Genomic DNA, 19,606 nt, shown 5'->3' with positions numbered 1-19,606 from the left:
ACGCGCCGGGAGCGGTCGGCACCACCCACACCCAGCCGTGCCGGTCGATCGACGGCGGCCCCAGACCGGCCGCCGCACCGGCGACCGAGGCGGCGTCCAGGCGCACCGCCGCGCCGCCCACCGCGGTGCTGCGCTGCACCCGCAGCACACCCCCGCCCGCCTCCAGCCACGCGTAGCAGGAACCGTCCGCGGCCGCCGCGGGGTGCTCGCACCCCGCGGCCGCCAGGCCCCGCACCGGGTGCACCGCACCCGCCGCCCACCGCGCCAGGCCCTGCGGCGCGGCCAGGACCAGCCGCGGGTCCCGCGCGGGCGGCCCCACCGGGGGGTCCGGCACCGGGGACGGGCCCGCCCCGCGGGACAGCTCCGCGCCGTCCACGCGCACCACCACCTCCTCCACACCGGGCAGGCGGCCCAGGCCGGCGCGCAGCTGCGCCAGCAGCACCCCGCGCTGCTCGGGGGAGGCGCGCAGCGCCGGGGCGGTCAGGTCCACCACCGCGGTGCCGCCGGAGACGGGGACCGTGCCGGTGCGCAGGCGCGTCCCCGGCGGGGCGCCGCTGCGCACCGCCGGCGCCAGCCACGCCGAGGGACCCGCCAGGAGCTCCGTGACGACGCGGGTGGCGGTGGAGGAGCCGTAGGCGAACCAGCGCACGTCGCCGACGAGCTGGGCGCCGTCCGCGGTGGCGAAGTGCACCGGGAAGGGGCGCAGCGAGCGCGAGGCGTCCACCTGCGTCACCAGCAGCCCGTCGCCGGGGACGTCCACGAGCCAGGCGCCGTCCCGGAGCACCAGCCGCACCGTCCGCTCCAGGACGTCCCCCGGCGGGCGCGGCGCGTAGCGGCCGCCGGCGTCGACGTCCGCCAGCGCCGTCGCCGCCACCCGCACCGCCGCCGTGCCGTCCGCGCCCGGCTCCTCGACGGCCTCCACCAGCGGGGCCTCCCGCAGCACGGTCGTGGACACGTCCGGCCGCCAGGTGCGGCGGGCACCGGCGGAGAGGAACTCGCGCGCCACGGCCTCCCCGTCCGGCCCGGCCGCGGCGGCCAGCAGGAAGCCGCGCACGACGTCCACCGGGCCCGCCCCGTCCACCGGGCCCCGGGGCACGATCCGCAGCACCCCCAGGCGCGGGTCCTGCTGGACCCGGGAACCGGCGACGACCGGCCCCGAGCGGGGCAGGCCCGCGCAGCCCGTGGCGGCGGCCAGCGCGAGCAGCACCACCGCGCGGCGCGGCGGCCGGGCTCCCCCGGGCGCGCCCGCGGAGGGGCCGCCGGCGCTCACGGCGCGTCCCCCGCGCCGCTGGCCGCACCCACCCCCGGGACGCCGCCCGGTCCCGGCCACGAGCGGCCCGCGGGCAGGGCCGCGACGGGCTCGCGCCAGCCCACCGGGACCACCGGCAGCGGCGAGGAGCGCAGCGGGCTCCCCGCCGCGCGCGGCACCGTGAGCACGAAGTGGCAGCCGTGACCGGGTCGTCCCCACACCTCCAGCCGGCCACCGTGCAGGCGGGTGTCCTCCAGCGCGATGGCCAGGCCCAGGCCGCTGCCGCCGGTGGTGCGCGCCCGGGCGGGGTCGGCGCGCCAGAACCTGTCGAAGACGCGCAGCAGCTGCGCGGGCGCCAGGCCCACGCCGTGGTCGCGAACCCCGACCGCCACCGCCGACTCGTCGCACGTGACCGTCACCTCGATGGGCCGCGACTCGCCGTGCTCGACGGCGTTGCCGAGCAGGTTGCGCAGCACCCGCTCGATGCGCCGGGCGTCCACCTCGGCGGTGCACGGCGAGGCCGGCTCGGAGACCAGGACGGTGCTGCCGCGGCGCTCGGCGAGCGCCGCGGTGAAGTCGACGACGCGGTGCACCAGGGTGCGCACGTCCTGCGGGTCCGGTTCCAGGGCCGCGGCACCGGCGTCGAAGCGGCTGATCTCCAGCAGGTCCGACAGGAGCGTGTCGAAGCGCTCCAGCTGGGTCATCAGCAGCTCCGCCGAGCGCGCCGCGACCGGCTCGAAGCCGGCGCGCGCGTCGAAGAGCACCTCCCCGGCCATGCGGATGGTCGTCAGGGGGGTGCGCAGCTCGTGGCTGACGTCGGAGACGAAGCGCTGCTGCAGGCGGGAGAGCTCCTCCAGGCGCCCGATGTGCTGCTGCAGCCCGGCCGCCATCGCGTTGAACGCGCTGCCCAGGCGGGCGAGGTCGTCGCTGCCGCGCACCCGCATCCGCTCGTCCAGGTGGCCGCCGGCGAGCCGCTCGGCCGTGCCGGCGGCCTGGCGCACCGGCTGGACCACCTGGCGCGTGACCACCCACGCCACGGTGCCGACGAGCACCACGAGGGCGAGGCCGCCGCCGGCGAAGGTGGTGCGCACCAGGTCGATGGTGCGCTGCTCGCTGGTGAGGGGGTAGGCGAAGTACAGCTCGCGCTGCCCGGCGCGCGGCAGGGTCACGGTGGAGCCGACGATCAGGGTGGGGGCGCCGCCGCCGCCGGGCAGGTCGGTCAGCTGCGACTGCTGCACGTCGGAGGACGTCACGGCCCGGCGCAGCGTCGCGGGCACGTCGGAGGGCGTCAGGCCCTCCGAGGCGAGGTCGCGCACGCGGACGCCGTCCTCCGCTCCCCGGCCGGGGGCGTCCTCGCCGCCGAGGAGCAGCACGCCGCGCAGCCGGTCGGGCCCGGGACCCTCCAGCGCCGAGACGACGTCGCCGGCGAGCTGCTCCACGTCGGCGCCGGTGCGCGGCGTGGAGGCGTCGAACTGGGCCTGGGCGGTGGTCGCGGCGCGGGCGGCGTCGGCCAGCGCCGCGCGCCGGCGCTCCTCGACGAGCCCGTCCGCGACGGCGTCCAGCAGGTAGGTGCCCACGGCGACCGCCACCAGCAGGCCCAGCGCGGTGGTGGTGACCACCACGCGCAGCTGCAGCGAGGAGCGCCAGCGCCGCAGCAGCCCGCGCCGGGCGCCGCGCCGCAGCGCCCCCACCCGCGAGGGCCGGGCGGGGCGCGCCCCGGCCCGCGCGGCGGGCGGGCCCACCGGCCGGGCGCCCGGGGTCACAGGGGCCCCGCGCGGTACCCCACCCCGCGGACGGTCACGACGATCTCGGGGTGCTCCGGGTCCTTCTCGATCTTCGAGCGCAGCCGCTGCACGTGGACGTTGACCAGGCGGGTGTCGGCGGCGTGCCGGTACCCCCACACCTGCTCCAGCAGCACCTCGCGGGTGAACGCCTGCCACGGCTTGCGGGCCAGGGTGACCAGCAGCTCGAACTCCAGCGGCGTCAGGGGCAGGGAGCGGCCGTCGCGGCGCACCGAGTGCCCGGCGACGTCGATCGTCAGGTCCCCGATGCGCAGCGTCTCGGGCGGGCGGTCCCCCGCCGAGCGCAGCCGGGCCCGCACGCGGGCGACGAGCTCCTTGGGCTTGAACGGCTTGACGACGTAGTCGTCGGCCCCGGCCTCCAGCCCCAGCACCACGTCGACCGTGTCGCCCTTGGCGGTGAGCATGACGATGGGCACGCCCGACTCGGCCCGGATGCGCCGGCACACCTCCATGCCGTCGGTGCCCGGCAGCATCAGGTCCAGCAGCACCAGGTCCGGGCGGGTGGCGCGGAACGCCTCCAGCGCCGCGTCGCCGTCACCGCAGAAGCGCGCCTCCAGGCCCTCGCCCTGCAGCACGATCCCGAGCATCTCGGCGAGCGCGGTGTCGTCGTCGACCACCAGCACGCGTCCCCTCATGGGGCCATCCTGCCCGCCGGGGACCGCGGCGGCGCGCGGCCACGCCCGGGCGACCGGCGCGGTCCCGCCCGGTGCGGCGGCTCCTCGGGTCCGCCCCGGCGCCGCGGGGCCTCTGGCACGATGGGGCGGGAGACGATCGAGGGCGGGGTCGATGAGCCAGTGGCAGGGCCCGGAGGGCGGGTGGAGCTCTCCCGGCGGGGGCCGCGGACCGGGCGGGGACGACCCGGGTGCCGCGCCGCCGCCGGTCGACGGTGGTGCCGGTGCGCCGGCGGGCCCCGGCTGGTCCGGCGAGGGGTGGTCCGGCCAGGGGTGGGCGCAGCAGCCCGCCGCGGCGCCGCGGCCGGGCATCGTGCCGCTGCGGCCGCTGGGGCTGGGTGAGATCTGGGACGGCGCGTTCCGCGCGTTCCGGCAGAACCCGCGGGTCATGGTGGGCCTGTCCGCCCTGGTGGTCGTCGCCACCTCCCTCGTCACGCTGGTGGCGACGGTGCTGGTCACCCGCGACCTGGTGCGCGCGAGCACCGCGGTGGAGACGGGGGCCGGGGACGCCGCCGCCGTGCTGGACGCCGTGCAGACCTCCGTGCCGCTGTTCGCGGTGAGCACGCTGCTGCAGGTGGTCGCGGTGCAGGTGCTCAACGGCATGCTCATCCTCAGCGTCAGCCGCGCGGTGCTGGGGCGCACCATCTCGCTGGCGGAGCTGTGGCGCTCGAGCCGGCGGCGGCTGGGCGGGCTGGTGCTGGTGTCGGTGCTGGTGACCCTCGCCAGCGTCGCCGGGGCGCTCGCGCTGGTGCCGGGCGTGGCCGTGCTGGCCCTGGTGGACGGCACCGCGGGTGCGGCCACCGGTGCGGTGCTGCTGCTGGCCGGGCTGCTGGGCTGGGTGGCCGTCGCGGCGTGGTTGTGGGTGAAGTGGTCGATGGCGACTCCCGCGCTCCTGCTGGAGGGGCTGTCCGCGCGGCGCGCGATGGGGCGCTCGTGGCGCCTGACGCGGGGCGCGTTCTGGCGCACGCTGGGCGTCCTGCTGCTGACGGCGGTCGTCGTGGGCGCCGTGGTGACGGCCGTCTCGGTGCCCTTCACGCTGGTGGGCGGGTTCCTCGGCGCCTTCCTCGACAGCGGCACGTCGGACCGGAGCCTGTGGCTGTCGCAGGGCGTCGCCACCCTGGGCTCGGTCGTCGGCAGCGTCGTCGGCTACCCGTTCCTGGCGTCGGTGACGGCCCTGGTGTACGTGGACCTGCGGATGCGGCGCGAGGGCCTGGACGTGGAGCTGCACCGCGCCGCTGCGGGCGGGTGAGCGCCCTGGGCGCGACCGGCGCACCGGTGCTGCCGGGCCGGGACGAGGCGCGCCGCCTGCTGGCCGAGGAGCTCGCCGGGCGCGAGTACCGCCAGGAGAGCGGCTCGTGGCTGCTGCGCGCGTGGGAGTGGCTGGCCGAGCGGCTCGGCGCCGTGGAGGTGCCGGGGCTGGGGACCGGCTGGACGGCGGTGCTCGTGGTGGTGCTGCTGCTCGTCGCGGTCGTGGTGGTGGTGCTGCTGGTGTCCGGCCCGGTGCGCCGCGGCGGGAGCGCGCCGAGCACCGAGGAGGTCTTCGCGTCCGGCCCGGAGCCGTCCGCCGAGCACCTGCGCCGCGCGGACGAGGCGGCGGCCGCGGGGCGCTGGGACGAGGCGGTCGCCGAGCGGTTCCGGGCGCTGGTGCGCTCGCTGGAGGAACGGGCCCTGCTGGACCGGCGCCCCGGGCGGACCGCGCACGAGGTGGCCGTGGAGGCCGCCGCCGCCCTGCCGGGCTGCGCGCCCGGCCTGACCCGGGCGGCCCGCGCGTTCGACGACGTGCGCTACGGCGGCCGGTCGGCGTCGGCCGCCACCGACGCCGACCTGCGGCGCGTGCTGCAGGAGGTCACGGCCGCGCGCCCCCTCGCGCCGGTGGCCGGGAGCGCGCGGTGAGCGCCCTGCTGGAGGCTCCCGGCGCGGGCTCGCCGGACGCCGGCCCCGCGGCCGCCGGGCGCGGCCGGTGGCGCGGCCCGCTGCTGGTGGTCGCGCTCGTGGTGGGCCTGGTGCTGCTGCTCACGCTGCTGAGCCCGCGCACCTCCCGCGAGGCGCTGGCGGCCGACTCCACCGCCCCCGAGGGCGCCCGCGCCGTCGCGCGGGTGCTGCAGCGGGAGGGTGTGCGGGTGCGCCAGGAGCGCACCTTCGCCGCGACCCTGGCCGCCGTGCGCGCCGGCGGCCCGGGCACCACCGTGCTCGTCGCGGACCCGGCGCTGGTGTCGCGGCAGCGCTGGGAGGCGCTGGCCGACGCCGGGGCGCGCCTGGTCCTGGCGGCGCCCGACGGCGACGCGCTGGAGGAGCTGGACGCCGTCGCCCCCGGGCTGCGCACCACCGGCACGCCGCCCGCCCGCACCCTGCCGCCGGGGTGCGACGCGCCTGCGGCCACCGCGGCCGGGCGCGCGCGCGCGGGTGGCCGCACCTACGCCCTGACCGGCGACACCGACGGCACCACCTGCTACGGCGGCTCCCACGTCGTGCTGCCCGCGGACCCGGCGACCGGGCGCGGCGAGGTCGTCCTGCTCGGCCAGCCGGACGTGCTCACCAACCGCTGGGCCGCGCTGGAGGGGAACGGCGCCCTCGCGCTGCGCACGCTGGGCGCCTCGGACACGGTGGTGTGGTACCTGCCCGACCCCCTCGACACCGAGACCCCCGTCGTGCCGCTGGCGTCGCTGGCGCCGCCGTGGACCGGACCGGTCGCCGCGCTGCTGCTCGCGGCGGGGCTGGCGACCGCGCTGTGGCGCGGCCGGCGCCTGGGCCGGCTGGTCACCGAGCCGCTGCCGGTGGTGGTGCGCGCCGCGGAGACGGTGGAGGGGCACGGCCGGCTGTACGCCGGCGCCCGCGCCACCGGGCGGGCGGCGGCCGCGCTGCGCTCGGCGGCGCTGCTGCGCCTGCGGGCGCTGGTCCGGCTGGACGGCACCGCCGCGCCCGCCGACGTCGCCGACCAGGTGGCGTGGCTGACCGGCCTGCCCGCGCAGCGGGTGCTGGCGCTGCTCGACGGCCCCGACCCCGACGGCGACGCCGCGCTCGTGCAGCTGGCCGCGGACCTGGACGACCTGGAGCGCCGGGTGCGCGCGCGCAGCACGTGAGCCGCGACCGCGGCCCCGGGCGGACCGCCCGGCCACCTCGGACCTCCCCCACCCCCGCACGGAAGGGCACCACGTGAGCGAGACCCCGGAAGGACGGCCCGACGCGCCCGTCGGCCCCCTCGGCGACGGCGGTGGACCGGGCCCCGGTCCCGCCCCGGGCGGCAGCACCGCCGCGAGCGCGAGCACCGCGAACGGCACCGCGAGGGCAACCGCGGCGGGAACGGCGACCGGCACGGCGACGAGCGCCGACCTGGAGGAGGCGCGCGAGGCGCTGCGGGCGGTGCGCCAGGAGGTCGCCAAGGCCGTCGTCGGCCAGGAACCCGCCGTCACCGGCCTGGTGATCGCGCTGCTGTGCCGCGGGCACGTGCTGCTGGAGGGCGTGCCGGGCGTCGCGAAGACGCTGCTGGTGCGCACCCTGGCGGCGGCGCTGGAGCTGGACACCAAGCGGGTGCAGTTCACCCCCGACCTCATGCCCGGCGACGTGACCGGTTCGCTCGTCTACGACGCGCAGACCGCCCGGTTCAGCTTCCGGGAGGGCCCGGTCTTCACGAACCTGCTGCTCGCCGACGAGATCAACCGCACCCCGCCGAAGACGCAGGCGTCGCTGCTGGAGGCCATGGAGGAGCGGCAGGTGTCCGTGGACGGGGTGCCGCGCCCGCTGCCGGGGCCGTTCATCGTGGCCGCCACCCAGAACCCGGTGGAGTACGAGGGCACCTACCCGCTGCCGGAGGCGCAGCTGGACCGGTTCCTGCTGAAGCTGACGCTGCCGCTGCCGGCCCGGGAGGACGAGGTGGAGGTGCTGGCCCGGCACGCGGCCGGCTTCGACCCGCGCGACCTGGCGGGCGCGGGGGTCCGGGCCGTGGCCACGCCCGCGCACCTGGCGCTGGCCACCCGGGCGGTGCGCTCGGTGCAGGTCTCCCGCGAGGTCCTCGGCTACGTCGTCGACGTGTGCCGGGCGACGCGCTCCTCGCCGTCGCTGGCGCTGGGCGTGTCCCCGCGCGGCGCGACGGCGCTGCTGGCCACGGCGCGGGCGTGGGCGTGGCTGTCGGGGCGCGACTACGTCTCCCCCGACGACGTCAAGGACCTGGCCCGGCCCACGCTGCGGCACCGGGTGCAGCTGCGCCCGGAGGCGGAGCTGGACGGGGTGAGCGTGGACGCGGTGCTGGACTCGGTGCTCAGCACCGTGCCCGTGCCCCGGTGAGCGGTCCGGTGAGCGCTGCGGGGCTCGCTGCGGGGGTCGCCGCGGGGGTCGCCGCGGGGGTCGCCGCGGGGGTCGCCGCGGGGGTCGCCGCGGGGGTCGCCCGGTGGCGCTGACGGGGCGAGCGCCGCTGCTGGTGCTGGTGGGGCTCGTGGCGGTGGCGCTGCGGCCCGGCTGGGGCGTGTTCTGGGCGTGGCTGGCGGTGTGCGCGGTGCTCATCGGGCTCGACGCGGCCCTGGCCGCCTCCCCGCGCTCGCTGAGCGTGCAGCGCGCACCGCTGGCCGCGGTGCGCCTGGGCGAACCCCGCACCGCGGAGCTGCTCGTCGCCAACACCGGCGGCCGCCGGGTGCGCGGGGTGCTGCGCGACGCGTGGCAGCCGTCGGCGGGCGCGCGCGGGGAGCGGCACCGCCTCGACCTGCCGCCCGGGGAGCGGCGCCGGCTCGCCACGGTGCTGGTGCCCACGCGCCGCGGCGACCGCCTCGCCGACCGCGTCACGGTGCGCTGCACGGGACCGCTGGGGCTGGCCGCCCGGCAGCGCTCGCGCGAGGTGCCGGGGCGGGTGCGGGTGCTGCCGCCGTTCACGTCCCGGCGGCACCTGCCCTCGCGCCTGGCGCGGCTGCGCGAGCTGGACGGGCGCAGCGCCGTGCAGCACCGCGGGCAGGGCACCGAGTTCGACTCGCTGCGCGACTACGTGGACGGCGACGACGTGCGCTCCATCGACTGGCGGGCCACCGCACGCCGGCAGTCGGTGGTGGTGCGCACCTGGCGGCCGGAGCGGGACCGGCGGGTGCTGCTGGTGCTGGACGCCTCCCGCACGGCGGCCGCCCGCCTGGGCGGCGGTCCCGGCGGCGTGGAGGTGCGCCTGGACGCCTCGATCGAGGCGGCGCTGCTGACGGCGGCGCTGGCCTCGCGCGCCGGTGACCGGGTGGACCTGATCGCCCACGACCGCCGGGTGCGGGCGCGGGTGCGGGGGGCCTCGCGCACCTCGCTGCTGCCGTCGCTGGTGGAGGCGCTGGCCGGGCTGGAGCCGTCCCTGGTGGAGGCGGACTGGGACGCGGTGACCGGGCAGGTGCGCTCGATGGCCCGGCAGCGGGCCCTGGTGGTGCTGCTGACCGCGTTGGACACCTCCGTGCTGGACTCGGGGCTGCTGACGGCGCTGGAGCAGCTCGCCGCCCGGCACACGGTGGTCCTGGCCGCCGTCGACGACCCGTCGCTGGCGCTGCTGGCGCGCGAGCGCGGCGACGCCGAGCAGGTGTACACCGCCGCGGCGGCGGAGACGGCCGCGGCGGAGCGGGAGGCCACGGCGGCGCTGCTGCGGCGCCTGGGCGTGGAGGTGGTGCACGCCCGGCCCGAGGAGCTGGCCCCGGCGCTGGCGGACCGCTACCTGGCGCTGAAGGCGGCCGGGCGGCTGTAGGGCGGGCGGCGCCTGCCGGGGACCGCGGGAACCCCCTGGACGCGGCGCCGCGCGCACCACCACGATCACGGGGTGGACACCGAGACCCGCCGGTTCGTCACCGCCGTCCGGACCTTCCTCGAGGAGGTCGTGCACACCCAGCGCGCCGAGGACCCCGGTGACGGGCCCGCCCTGGCGGACGTCGTCGCCGCTCACCTGGGCACCGACGCCCGGCGCGTGCCCGTGGTCCGCGAGCAGGTGCCCGAGCACCAGTTCGCCGACCTGGACGTGGCGCTGGAGGAGGTCGCCCGCCGCGGCGGCGGCGAGCGCGTCGTGGGTGTCGCCGGGGGCGACCAGCGCTCCCACATGAGCTTCGCGGACCTGCTGGAGACCCGCTTCGGGCGCTACGGCACCGCCGCCCCGGACCGGGTGAACCTGCCCACGGGACCGGACTCGACCCGCCGCGCCGTCGGCTTCGGCGTGCGGCTGCTGCACCACGGCGGTGTCCCGCTCGCGGTGCTGCAGCGCGCGGCGCTGGAGCACAGCCCGTACGGGCACGGCATGGAGGTGGTGGCCGCCGACGAGGACGCGGTGCCGGCGTTCATCGAGGAGGTGCGCCGCCTCATGGTGGAGCGCAGCGTGCTGCGCGGGCAGGTCCTCACCTTCTCCGGCTCGCCGTTCGAGCACCACTCCTCCGCGGGCATCACCTTCCTGCCGCGGCCGGACGTGCCCGCGGACGCGGTGGTGCTGCCGCCGGGCTCGCTGGAGCGCGTCGTGCGGCACGTGGTGGGCGTCGGCGAGAACTCCGGGCGGCTCACCGCGGCCGGTCAGCACCTCAAGCGAGGCGTGCTGCTGTACGGCCCGCCCGGCACCGGCAAGACGCACACGGTGCGGCACCTGGTGAGCAGCACCCCCGGCACCACGGTGGTGCTGCTGTCCGGGGTGGCGCTGGCGCGGGTGACGGTGGCCGCGCACCTGGCGCGGGCGATGCAGCCGGCGATCGTCGTGCTGGAGGACGTCGACCTCGTCGCCGAGGACCGCGGTTCGCACCCCGGGGAGCGGCCGCTGCTGTTCGAGCTGCTCGACGCGATGGACGGCCTCGGCGGTGACGCCGACGTGGCGTTCGTGCTGACCACCAACCGGCCCGACCTGCTGGAGCGGGCGCTGGCGCAGCGCCCGGGGCGGGTGGACCTGGCCGTGGAGGTCCCCCTGCCGGACGAGGCGGCGCGCCGGGCGCTGTTCCGCCTGTACGCGCGGGGGCTGCCGCTGTCGGCGGCCGCGCTGGACGAGGCCGCCGCCCGCACGGGCGGGGTCACCGCGTCCTTCGCGCGGGAGCTGCTGCGCCGCGCGGTGCTGCTGGCGGCGACCGCCGGTCACGAGGTCGGTGACGCGGACCTGCGCTCGGCGCTGGACGAGCTGCTCTCCGACGGTGAGCGCCTGACCCGCAGCCTGCTGGGCACCGGTGAGGGCACCGACGACGACGGGGAGCTGGGGTAGCGCGGCGGCGCCTCAGCCGCGCACGGGGGCGGCGTCGCCGGCGAAGCGCGCCTGGAGGTCCCCGGTCTCCCCGGCCGCGGCGGCGGGCCGCCCCAGCAGCACCACGTACAGCAGGAAGACCACCTCGGCGAGGACGCCGATGCCGATGCGGGCGGCGGTGGGCAGCGGCGACGGCGTCACGAACCCCTCGATGAGGCCGGAGACGAACAGCACCACCACCAGGCCCAGCGCCAGCCCGACCATCGCGCGGCCCTCGACGGCCAGGGCGTGGGCGCGGCTGCGCGGGCCGGGCGCCACCCACGTCCAGAACAGCTTCATCCCGGCGCCGGCGGCGACGAACACGGCCGTCAGCTCCAGGATGCCGTGCGGGGCGATGAGACCGAAGAACACCTCCCCGCGCCCGTTGTCGATGAGCAGGCCGCCCTGCAGGCCGACGTTGAGGGCGTTCTGGGTGAGCGCGAAGAGCACGAACACGCCGGTGATGCCCAGCACCACGCAGGTGGCCGCGACCATGGCGTTGTTCGTCCACACCCGCCCGGCGAAGGAGGCGTTGGCGTACTCGGAGTAGTAGCCGGCGAAGTCCTCCTCGACGAGCCGGCGGATGTCCTCGCGCGAGCCGAACAGGCTGGCCTGAGCGCGGGGGTTGCCGGTGATCCAGGCGCCCGCGGCCGTGGCCAGGACCACGGTGTAGGCGGCGGCCGCCGCGCTCCACCAGCGCACCCGCCACAGCGCGGCGGGCAACCCTCGGGTGGTGAAGTGGCCCAGTTGCCGCCACGCGGTGTAGCGGGACCCGGTCAGCCGGGAGCGGGCCCGCGACAGCAGCGTGGACAGCTGGTCCAGCAGGACCGGCTCGGACTGCGCCGAGCGCAGCACCGACAGGTGGGTGGCGGTGCGCTGGTAGAGGCGCACCAGCTCGTCGGCCTCCTGACCGGTCAGGCGGCGGCGGCGCACCAGCTCGCGCAGCCGCGCCCACTCCTGCTCGTGCACGGTCCGGAAGGCGTCGACGTCCACACCGCCACAGTAGTGAGCGGGCCGGGGCGCGGGGGCGTCCCGGCGGGCGGTCCGGCCGGTACGGTGCCCGCGTGGCACCCGACGACCTGGCGCGGCCCGCACCACCCGCGGGCCCCGTGCCGACCGCGCCGGCGGTGCGGCTGGCCGACCCCGTCGGCGACGTCGTCACCGGTGAGGCGGTCGTCCTGGGGCTGCGGGCGGCCTCGTTCGCGTCGCGGCTGCTGGGCGCCGTGATCGACGCCCTCCTGCACCTGCTGGTGCTGGGGGCGCTGCTGTACACCTCGCAGGCCCTGCTGTCCAGCACCGACGAGGCCGCCACCGCGGCGATCGTGCTCGCCGAGACGGTGCTGTGCCTCATCGGCATCCCCACGGCGGTGGAGACCGCCACCCGCGGTCGCTCGGTCGGCAAGCTGGTGGCGGGCGTGCGGGCGGTGCGCGACGACGGCGGTCCCGTGCGCTTCCGGCACTCCCTGGTGCGGGCCCTGACCGGCTTCTTCGAGCTGTACGCGCTGGCGGGCAGCTCCGCGATCATCTGCGCGCTGCTGAGCGCCCGCGGCAAGCGGGTCGGGGACCTGCTCGCGGGGACCTACGTGGTGCGTGAGCGCTCCGCGGCCCGGCACGTGCCGCTGCCGCCGATGCCGCCGGAGCTGGCCGGCTGGGCGCGGAGCGCCGACATCGGGCGCCTGCCCGACGGCACGGCCCTGGCAGCCCGCCAGTTCCTGGCGCGCAGCACCTCCCTGCACGCCGGCTCCCGCCGGGCGCTGGGTGCCTCGCTGGCGGACGCGCTGCTGACGCGGGTGTCGCCGCCACCGCCGACGGGCACCGACCCGGAGCGCTTCCTCACCGCCGTGCTCGTCGAGCGGCGCGACCGGGAGCTGGAGCGCCTGCAGCGGCGGGCGCGGCGCACGGCCGAGCTGGAACGCTCGATCGGCCGACGCTGAAGCACCGGCAGCACAGCCGTGACGGGTGCCCCTCGCGGCCCCGCCGCGTCACGGCCCCGCGTCACGGCCCGCCTCACGGCTCCGCGTCACGGCTCCGCGTCACAGCTCCGCGTCACAGCTCCGCGTCACAGCTCCGCGTCACAGCTCCACGCCGCCACCGGAGCCGTCGCGCCCGTACCCGCCGCCGTAGCCCGACCCGCAGCCCGGCCCGCTCTTGAACACCTGCACGAGGGTGCCGGGGCGCGCGGCGAGTGGGGGCGGCGGGGCGCACCCCTCGGTCCCGCGGTGCGGGCGGGCGCGACGTGGAACGGGTGAGGCGCGGCGCCGGTCAGCGCGCGGCGCCGGGCAGCACGCCGGTGTTCACCAGCTCCTCGGCGACGCGGTTCAGCTTCACGTTGGTGCGCTGCGAGGCGTGCGTCAGCAGCGTGAACGCCTGCTCGGGCGTGATCCGGTGCCGTTCCACGAGCACGCCCTTGGCCTGCTCGATGACGGCGCGCGTGGTCATCGCGCGGCGCATGTTCTCCGCGTCCTCGGCGGAGCGGGCGTGCGCGTCGGCGTTGGCGACCGCGATCGCGACCCAGGCGGCGACCTCCTCCCCCAGCGCGACGTCGTCCTGGCCGAAGGACCGGGAGCGCGGGGAGTAGCAGTTCAGGGCGCCGAGGGTGCGGCCCTGGACCGGCAGCGGCAGCGACAGCGAGCTGCCCACGCCCGCCGTGGCGGCGTGGCGGCAGTAGTCGGGCCAGCGCTCGTCCGTGGCCATGTCCTCCACGACGAACACCTGACCGGCCCGGCCGGCGTCCATGCAGGGGCCGTAGCCGCGCGCGTACTGCATCTCGTCGGCGTCCAGGGCCATCTTGCCGTCGTGGGCGGCGGTGAAGGCCCTCTCGCCGCGCAGCAGGGTGATGGAGACGGCCTCGGCGCCCGGCAGGGCCCGGCGAGCGGTGGCGACCACGTCGGTGAGGACGGCGTCGAGCTCCCTGCCGGCCAGCAGGATCCCCGCCAGGGCCTCGTGCAGGGCCGCCAGGCCGGGGGCCGCGCTGCTCATGACGTCTCCTCGTGCTCGGTGTGCCGCCATCCAACCACCCCGCCCGGCGCCGGGTGCGCGACGGACGCCCGGCCTCCCCGCGGTGGGGTGGCCGGGCGTCCGTCGTGCGTGGGGCGAGCGGTCAGTAGCGGTACTCGTCCGTCTTGTACGGACCCGCGACGTCGACGCCGATGTAGTCGGCCTGCGTCTTCGTCAGCTCCGTCAGCCGCACGCCGAGGGCGTCCAGGTGCAGGCGGGCGACCTTCTCGTCGAGCAGCTTGGGCAGCACGTGCACGCCCACCGGGTAGGTCTCGCGCTTCGTGAACAGCTCGATCTGCGCGAGCACCTGGTTGGTGAAGGAGTTCGACATGACGAAGCTGGGGTGGCCGGTGGCGTTGCCCAGGTTCAGCAGGCGCCCCTCGGACAGCACGATGACGCTGTGCGCCGGGCGGCCCTCGGCGGCGGGGATGCGCCACTCGTGCACCTGCGGCTTGATCTCGACCTTCTCCACGCCCGGGACGCGGGCCAGGCCGGCCATGTCGATCTCGTTGTCGAAGTGGCCGATGTTGCCCAGGATCGCCTGGTGCTTCATGCGGACGATGTCGCCCGCCATGACGACGTCGCGGTTGCCGGTGGCGGTGACGACGATGTCGGCGGTCTCGACCACGTCGTCCAGGCGGGCGACCTGGTAGCCGTCCATCGCGGCCTGCAGCGCGTTGATGGGGTCGATCTCGGTGACGATCACCCGGGCGCCCTGGCCGCACAGCGACTCGGCGCAGCCCTTGCCGACGTCGCCGTACCCGCACACCACCGCGACCTTGCCGCCGATGAGGACGTCGGTGGCGCGGTTGATGCCGTCGATCAGGGAGTGGCGGGTGCCGTACTTGTTGTCGAACTTCGACTTCGTCACCGCGTCGTTGACGTTGATCGCCGGGAACGGCAGCACGCCGCTGCGGTGGTACTCCGCCAGGCGGTGCACGCCGGTGGTCGTCTCCTCGCTGACGCCCCGGATGCCCTCGGCCACGCGGGTCCAGCGCTGCGGGTCCTCGGCGAGGGACTTCCGCAGCAGCTCCAGGACGACGCGGTACTCCTCGGAGTCCTCCTCGGTGGGCTCGGGCACCGCGCCGGCGGCCTCGAAGCGCTTGCCCTCCAGGACGAGCGTCGTGGCGTCGCCGCCGTCGTCGAGGATCATGTTGGGGCCGACGCGGTGGCCGTCGGCGTCGGTGCCCCAGTCGAAGATGCGCTCGGCCAGGCGCCAGTACTCCTCGAGCGTCTCACCCTTCCAGGCGAACACGGGCGAGCCGGCCGGCGCCTCGGGGGTGCCGTCGCCCACGACGACCGCGGCGGCGGCCTGGTCCTGGGTGGAGAAGATGTTGCAGCTGGCCCAGCGGACCTGCGCGCCCAGCGCCACGAGGGTCTCGATGAGCACGGCGGTCTGCACGGTCATGTGCAGGGAGCCGGCGATGCGGGCACCGGCCAGGGGCTGCGACTCGGCGAACTCGGCGCGCAGGGCCATCAGGCCCGGCATCTCGTGCTCGGCCAGGCGCAGCTCGTGGCGGCCGGCCTCGGCGAGGGAGAGGTCGCGGACCTCGAACTCGAACGTCATGCGGGGCTTCCCCTCCGGGGGATCGGTGTGGCGGGCTCCCGGCGCGGCCCCTCTGGGCCACTCGGCATCACCGGACGCCGGATCCCTCCCAGGGTACGCGCGGGTCCCGACACCCCTCGCGACGAGGCGCGCCGCCTCGCCCCGCGCCTCACCCCAGGCGTTCGCGCAGGTCCGCCACCTGGGGGGAGGCGGCCGGGTCCGTGCCGGAGGCCAGCGCCAGGTAGGCGGCGGCGAAGTCGGTGCGGGCGATCAGCTGCGCGAGGCGCACCAGGGGCTCGCCCGGGTCGGCGACGACCTCGCTGACCCGCACCCCGGCGTCGGCCGCGGTGGTGGCGACGGCGTCGGCGACGACCCGCTCGGCGTCCGGCACGGCCGCCGGCGCGTCGCGCAGCAGGGTCAGCTGCAGGCGCGGGCCGACGGGCCCGTCGAGGAACGGGTCGGCGAAGACGTCGTCGGGCTGCGCGGCGAACGGGCCGCCGAAGGCGGCGACGACCTCGCTGGCGTCGTCGGGCAGCGCCCCGGCCACCGCCGGCACCCGCGCGGTGCGCGAGAGCATCGAGGCGGCGCGGCGGGCGGCGGCGGCCGTGAGGTCGCCGTCGGCCAGGACGACGGGCACGACCCCCGACAGCTCCAGCGCGAGCGCCTTGGCGGGGTTGACGAAGCTCTCCGACCACGGCCGGCACGTCTCCGCCTCCGCGTCCAGCCGCTCGGCGACGGCGGAGAGCACACCGGCGGGCGTGCGCACCACGTCGACGGCGTCGGCGGCCAGCAGCACCGGCGTCAGCAGCGACCACAGCGACACGCGCGAGGAGCGGGTGCCCGGCTCGACGGCGCGCACGCCCCGCGCGGGCGGCACGTGCACGTTGCCGCCGCGGGCACCGACCTCGGCCAGCGGCGAGCCGTCCGCGCCCACGGTGACCACCCGCGCGCCGCGGCGGGCCGCCTCGGCCGCCAGGGCCAGCGGGCCGGGGGCGCGCCCGGACATCGACACGGCCACCACGAGGTCCAGCGGGCCCACCCAGCTGGGCAGCGGGCCGCCGCGGCGGGCCACCAGGGGCACGGGGCAGCCGCGGCCGGCCAGGGCGGTCAGGACGTCGGTGACGACCGACGCGCCGCCGAGGGCGGCCACCACGACGGCGCGGGGCCGGCCCTCCCCGGCGAGGCGGCCCACGCCCGCCCGGGCGCACAGCTCCACGGACTCGCGCACCTGCGCCCCGGCGCCCGCCAGGGAGCGCAGCACGCCGGAGGGGTCGGCCGCGGTGAGGGCGTCGCCGTCGGCGAGCAGGGTCTCGTCCAGCGCGCTCACGCCCCCTCCTCCCCCGCCGGCTCACGCACGCCGGCGGGCACGTCGAGCGCCTCGTCGGCCAGCAGCACCGGCACGCCGCCGTCGACGGGGTAGCGGATCCCGGCGGCGGTGGCGAGGAACTGCTCGCCGTCCACCTCGACGACCTCCAGCGGCTCACCGGTCAGCGGGCAGCGCAGCAGCTCCAGCACCCACGGCTCCAGCCGCGGGCCGTCGCTCGCGGCGCTCACCGCGCACCCCCGCGCACCACGGCCAGGACGCGGTCGCGCACGGCGGTCATCGTGGCGTCGTCCGCCCCCTCGGCGTTCAGCCGCAGCAGCGGCTCGGTGTTGGAGGCGCGCAGGTTGAACCACCACATCGGCCGCTGCTCGTCGCCCGGCCAGGTGACGGTCAGCCCGTCGAGGCGGTCCACCTCCAGCTCGCGGCCCTCGGCGGCCGCCAGGTCCTGCTCGGCCGCCAGGACCCTCCCGGTGACCGCGGCGGCGTCCTCGACGGTGGAGTTGATCTCGCCGCTGGCGACGTAGCGCTCGTACTCGGCGGCCAGCCGCGACAGGGGCTGCTCGCCCTCCGCGAGGGCGGCCAGCACGTGCATCGCGGCGAGCATGCCGGTGTCGGCGGACCAGAACTCGCGGAAGTAGTAGTGCGCGGAGTGCTCGCCGCCGAAGACGGCGCCCTCCTCGGCCATGCGCTGCTTGATGAAGGAGTGGCCCACGCGGGTGCGCACCGGCACGCCGCCGTCCTCGGCGACGATCTCCGGCACCGCGCGCGAGGTGATGAGGTTGTGGATGACCCGGGCCTCGCGGCCGGCGGCGCGCTCCTTGGCGATCTCGCGGCGGGCGACCAGCGCCGTCACGGCGCTGGGGCTGACCGGGTCGCCGTTCTCGTCGACGACGAAGCAGCGGTCGGCGTCGCCGTCGAAGGCGAGGCCGAGGTCGGCGCCGGCGCGCGGGACCGCGGCCCGCAGGTCGCGCAGGTTCGCCGGTTCCAGCGGGTTCGCCTCGTGGTTGGGGAAGGTGCCGTCCAGCTCGAAGTAGAGCGGCTGGACGTCCACGGGCAGCGCCGGCAACCCGGCCGCGGCGCCGAGGACGGCGGGCACGGTGTGCCCGGCCATGCCGTTGCCGGCGTCGACGACGACCTTCAGCGGGCGGGCGCCGGACAGGTCCACCAGGGAGCGCAGGTGGGCGGCGTACTCGGCGAGCAGGTCCTGCTCGGTGACCGCACCCGCCCGCGGCGCGCCCGCGGGCACCGCCCCGGCGTCCAGCCACGACTGGGCGAGGTCGCGCACGGCGGCCAGGCCGGTCTCCTGGCCGACGGGGCGGGCACCGGCGCGGCACAGCTTGATGCCGTTGTACTGCGCGGGGTTGTGGCTGGCGGTGAACATCGCCCCGGGCACGTCCAGGGATCCGCTGGCGAAGTACAGCCCGTCGGTGGAGCACAGGCCGATCAGGACCACGTCCACCCCGCGGGAGGCGAGCCCGTCGGCGAACGCGGCCGACAGCTCCGGCGAGGACGGGCGCATGTCGTGGCCCACGACGGCGCGCGCGGCGGCGCCGGCGCCCGCCTCGGGCAGCACCACGACCTCGGCGAAGGCGGCGCCCAGGGCGCGCACGGCGCCGGCGTCGAGCTGGTCGGGGACGACCCCCCGGACGTCGTAGGCCTTGACGACGGACGACAGGGAGACGGTCACGCCGGGAGCCTACAAGCGCGGCCGCACCCCGGGCGGGGGTTGTGCACAGCTCCCGCCCGGCGCGGGACGGCCGGCGACGGCCGGACCCCGGCCGTCGGTCACTGCTTGCGGGTGCGGTCCAGGACGGAGGCCACGCTCAGCGGGCCGCCGGGCGAGAGCCAGCTGCGCTCCTCGCACACGTGGCACGAGACGAACTGCACCTCGGTGCCGTCGGTGAGCGCCATGGACAGCCGGGTGACGCGCTCGCTGCCGCAGGAGCCGCAGACGGCGCTCTCGCGGTGGGCGGCCTGGGTCAGCGAGCCCAGCGGCGGGGTGGGGCGGGCGGCGCGGGAGCGGCGGGGGGCGCGGGGGGTGTTCGGACCGGCGACGGGCACGGGGAGGACCTCCGGGGAGCTCGGTGCGGGGCGACGCCCCCTGCATCGGCAGCTCCCGTCCGGGACTTGAGCCCGGCGTCCGGGTGGGCGCCCGCCGGTCCCCGGCCTCAGCGCCGGTGGTCCTCGCGCAGCACGCGCAGGTGGCCGCGGCGCACTGCCGGGGCGTCGGGGTCCACCGCGGCGCGCGGGCCGTCGGCGCCGTCGCGCACCGCGTCGGCCACCGCCAGGAGGTCGTCGTGCCGGGCGGCGGCCTCGACCAGCTCGGGAGCCAGGCGCACGACCTCCCAGCCGCGGGGCGCGGTCAGCCGCTCAGCGTGCTCGGCGCAGAGGTCGTAGCAGTGCGGCTCGGCGTAGGCGGCCAGGGGGCCGAGGACGGCCGTGGAGTCGGAGTAGACGTACGTCAGGGTCGCGACCGCGGTCCGGCCGCACGCCGTCCGCGAGCACCGCCGCACCGCTGCACCGTGACGACCGCCACCGCCTCCGGCGGAACTCGTGCGGGGAGCGTTCACGCGCCGCACGCTACCGCCGATCGGGCGGCCCCGGCGGCAGGGCGGCGCGGCGGGCGCCGTGTCGTGACCGCCCCGCGACCTGCGCCGGCCCCGCGCGCCGGACCCCGCGCGCAGCCCCGCGCCGAGCCCCGGCGGGACGGGCGCGGGACGCGTGCCGGGACGCGGCGCGAGCGGGCGGCGCGCTTGGTACGTTGCGCCGATGACCACCCCCCGGCCGCACCGCAGGCGCCGCCGCGTCCGCCGCGACCGCCACGGCCGCGG

The 19,606-nt window shown here is 77.9% G+C and carries 18 protein-coding genes; 7 read left to right on the top strand and 11 right to left on the bottom strand.

What is annotated here, in order from left to right; genetic code table 11:
• From V9U69_RS17670 to mtrA, 3 genes are all read right to left on the bottom strand, one after another.
• Positions 1 to 1,270, bottom strand: a 1,270-nt coding sequence (locus V9U69_RS17670; RefSeq protein ID WP_337063169.1) for a GerMN domain-containing protein, incomplete at its 3' end; no start/stop codon positions are given.
• On the bottom strand, positions 1,267 to 3,012 hold the full coding sequence (gene mtrB, locus V9U69_RS17665) for an MtrAB system histidine kinase MtrB (RefSeq protein ID WP_337063168.1): 1,746 nt from the start codon (positions 3,010 to 3,012) through the stop codon (positions 1,267 to 1,269). The genes V9U69_RS17670 and mtrB, both read right to left, overlap by 4 nt.
• On the bottom strand, positions 3,009 to 3,686 hold the full coding sequence (mtrA, locus tag V9U69_RS17660; protein ID WP_337063167.1) for an MtrAB system response regulator MtrA: 678 nt from the start codon (positions 3,684 to 3,686) through the stop codon (positions 3,009 to 3,011). The genes mtrB and mtrA overlap by 4 nt, the downstream gene beginning before the upstream one ends.
• 151 nt (positions 3,687 to 3,837) lie before the next feature.
• Here mtrA and V9U69_RS17655 point away from each other — a divergent pair, with 151 nt between their 5' ends.
• From V9U69_RS17655 to V9U69_RS17630, 6 genes are all read left to right on the top strand, one after another.
• Complete coding sequence (locus V9U69_RS17655; protein ID WP_337063166.1) at positions 3,838 to 4,971, top strand: glycerophosphoryl diester phosphodiesterase membrane domain-containing protein; 1,134 nt, start codon at positions 3,838 to 3,840, stop codon at positions 4,969 to 4,971.
• The gene (locus V9U69_RS17650) at positions 4,968 to 5,615 is read left to right on the top strand and encodes a DUF4129 domain-containing protein (RefSeq protein WP_337063165.1); all 648 of its coding nucleotides are present in this window, start codon (positions 4,968 to 4,970) and stop codon (positions 5,613 to 5,615) included. The genes V9U69_RS17655 and V9U69_RS17650 overlap by 4 nt, the downstream gene beginning before the upstream one ends.
• Entirely contained in the window at positions 5,612 to 6,802 is a 1,191-nt protein-coding gene (locus tag V9U69_RS17645; protein WP_337063164.1) for a DUF4350 domain-containing protein, read from the top strand. The genes V9U69_RS17650 and V9U69_RS17645 overlap by 4 nt, the downstream gene beginning before the upstream one ends.
• Positions 6,803 to 7,052: 250 nt before the next feature.
• Entirely contained in the window at positions 7,053 to 8,003 is a 951-nt protein-coding gene (locus tag V9U69_RS17640; RefSeq protein WP_442907812.1) for an AAA family ATPase, read from the top strand.
• Positions 8,004 to 8,106: 103 nt separating this feature from the next.
• Positions 8,107 to 9,414, top strand: a complete 1,308-nt coding sequence (locus V9U69_RS17635) for a DUF58 domain-containing protein (RefSeq protein WP_337063162.1) — start codon at positions 8,107 to 8,109, stop codon at positions 9,412 to 9,414.
• Positions 9,415 to 9,486: 72 nt separating this feature from the next.
• Positions 9,487 to 10,890: an ATP-binding protein gene (locus V9U69_RS17630; RefSeq protein ID WP_337063161.1), complete on the top strand. Its 1,404-nt coding sequence runs from the start codon at positions 9,487 to 9,489 to the stop codon at positions 10,888 to 10,890.
• Positions 10,891 to 10,902: 12 nt separating this feature from the next.
• On the opposite strand, the gene V9U69_RS17625 is transcribed toward V9U69_RS17630, so the two are convergent.
• The gene (locus tag V9U69_RS17625; protein WP_337063160.1) at positions 10,903 to 11,901 is read right to left on the bottom strand and encodes a stage II sporulation protein M; all 999 of its coding nucleotides are present in this window, start codon (positions 11,899 to 11,901) and stop codon (positions 10,903 to 10,905) included.
• A gap of 71 nt (positions 11,902 to 11,972) precedes the next feature.
• On the opposite strand from V9U69_RS17625, the gene V9U69_RS17620 reads away from it, so the two are divergent.
• Entirely contained in the window at positions 11,973 to 12,842 is an 870-nt protein-coding gene (locus tag V9U69_RS17620; protein WP_337063159.1) for an RDD family protein, read from the top strand.
• A 328-nt stretch (positions 12,843 to 13,170) separates the two neighbouring features.
• Here the strand turns inward: V9U69_RS17620 and V9U69_RS17615 are convergent, their stop codons facing one another.
• The 7 genes from V9U69_RS17615 to V9U69_RS17585 form a co-directional block, all read right to left on the bottom strand.
• Positions 13,171 to 13,887, bottom strand: coding sequence for a GAF and ANTAR domain-containing protein (locus tag V9U69_RS17615; protein ID WP_337063158.1), 717 nt, complete (start codon positions 13,885 to 13,887; stop codon positions 13,171 to 13,173).
• Between the two features lie 121 nt (positions 13,888 to 14,008).
• Positions 14,009 to 15,472 carry an adenosylhomocysteinase gene (gene ahcY, locus V9U69_RS17610; protein ID WP_337063157.1) on the bottom strand — a complete coding sequence of 488 codons (1,464 nt, stop codon included), beginning with the start codon at positions 15,470 to 15,472 and terminating at the stop codon, positions 14,009 to 14,011.
• 148 nt (positions 15,473 to 15,620) lie between these two features.
• On the bottom strand, positions 15,621 to 16,778 hold the full coding sequence (locus V9U69_RS17605; RefSeq protein WP_337063156.1) for an SIS domain-containing protein: 1,158 nt from the start codon (positions 16,776 to 16,778) through the stop codon (positions 15,621 to 15,623).
• Entirely contained in the window at positions 16,775 to 17,005 is a 231-nt protein-coding gene (locus V9U69_RS17600; protein WP_337063155.1) for a Trm112 family protein, read from the bottom strand. The genes V9U69_RS17605 and V9U69_RS17600 overlap by 4 nt, the downstream gene beginning before the upstream one ends.
• Positions 17,002 to 18,462, bottom strand: a complete 1,461-nt coding sequence (locus tag V9U69_RS17595; protein WP_337063154.1) for a phosphomannomutase/phosphoglucomutase — start codon at positions 18,460 to 18,462, stop codon at positions 17,002 to 17,004. The genes V9U69_RS17600 and V9U69_RS17595 overlap by 4 nt, the downstream gene beginning before the upstream one ends.
• 98 nt (positions 18,463 to 18,560) lie before the next feature.
• Positions 18,561 to 18,836, bottom strand: a complete 276-nt coding sequence (locus V9U69_RS17590; RefSeq protein WP_337063153.1) for a hypothetical protein — start codon at positions 18,834 to 18,836, stop codon at positions 18,561 to 18,563.
• A gap of 107 nt (positions 18,837 to 18,943) precedes the next feature.
• Positions 18,944 to 19,345, bottom strand: a complete 402-nt coding sequence (locus V9U69_RS17585) for a DUF3499 domain-containing protein (protein ID WP_337063152.1) — start codon at positions 19,343 to 19,345, stop codon at positions 18,944 to 18,946.
• Positions 19,346 to 19,606 lie beyond the last annotated feature (261 nt).

The sequence above is a fragment of the Kineococcus sp. G2 genome, from assembly GCF_037154035.1.
Classification (GTDB): Bacteria; Actinomycetota; Actinomycetes; order Actinomycetales; family Kineococcaceae; genus Kineococcus.
This window is presented reverse-complemented; position numbering and strand designations above follow the sequence as displayed.

Bases quoted from the DNA above. Each gene is read 5' to 3' on its own strand.
- mtrA (WP_337063167.1), bottom strand. From the start codon at position 3,686: ATGAGGGGACGCGTGCTGGTGGTCGACGACGACACCGCGCTCGCCGAG.
- V9U69_RS17655 (WP_337063166.1), top strand. From the start codon at position 3,838: ATGAGCCAGTGGCAGGGCCCGGAGGGCGGGTGGAGCTCTCCCGGCGGG.
- V9U69_RS17615 (WP_337063158.1), bottom strand. From the start codon at position 13,887: ATGAGCAGCGCGGCCCCCGGCCTGGCGGCCCTGCACGAGGCCCTGGCG.
- ahcY (WP_337063157.1), bottom strand. From the start codon at position 15,472: ATGACGTTCGAGTTCGAGGTCCGCGACCTCTCCCTCGCCGAGGCCGGC.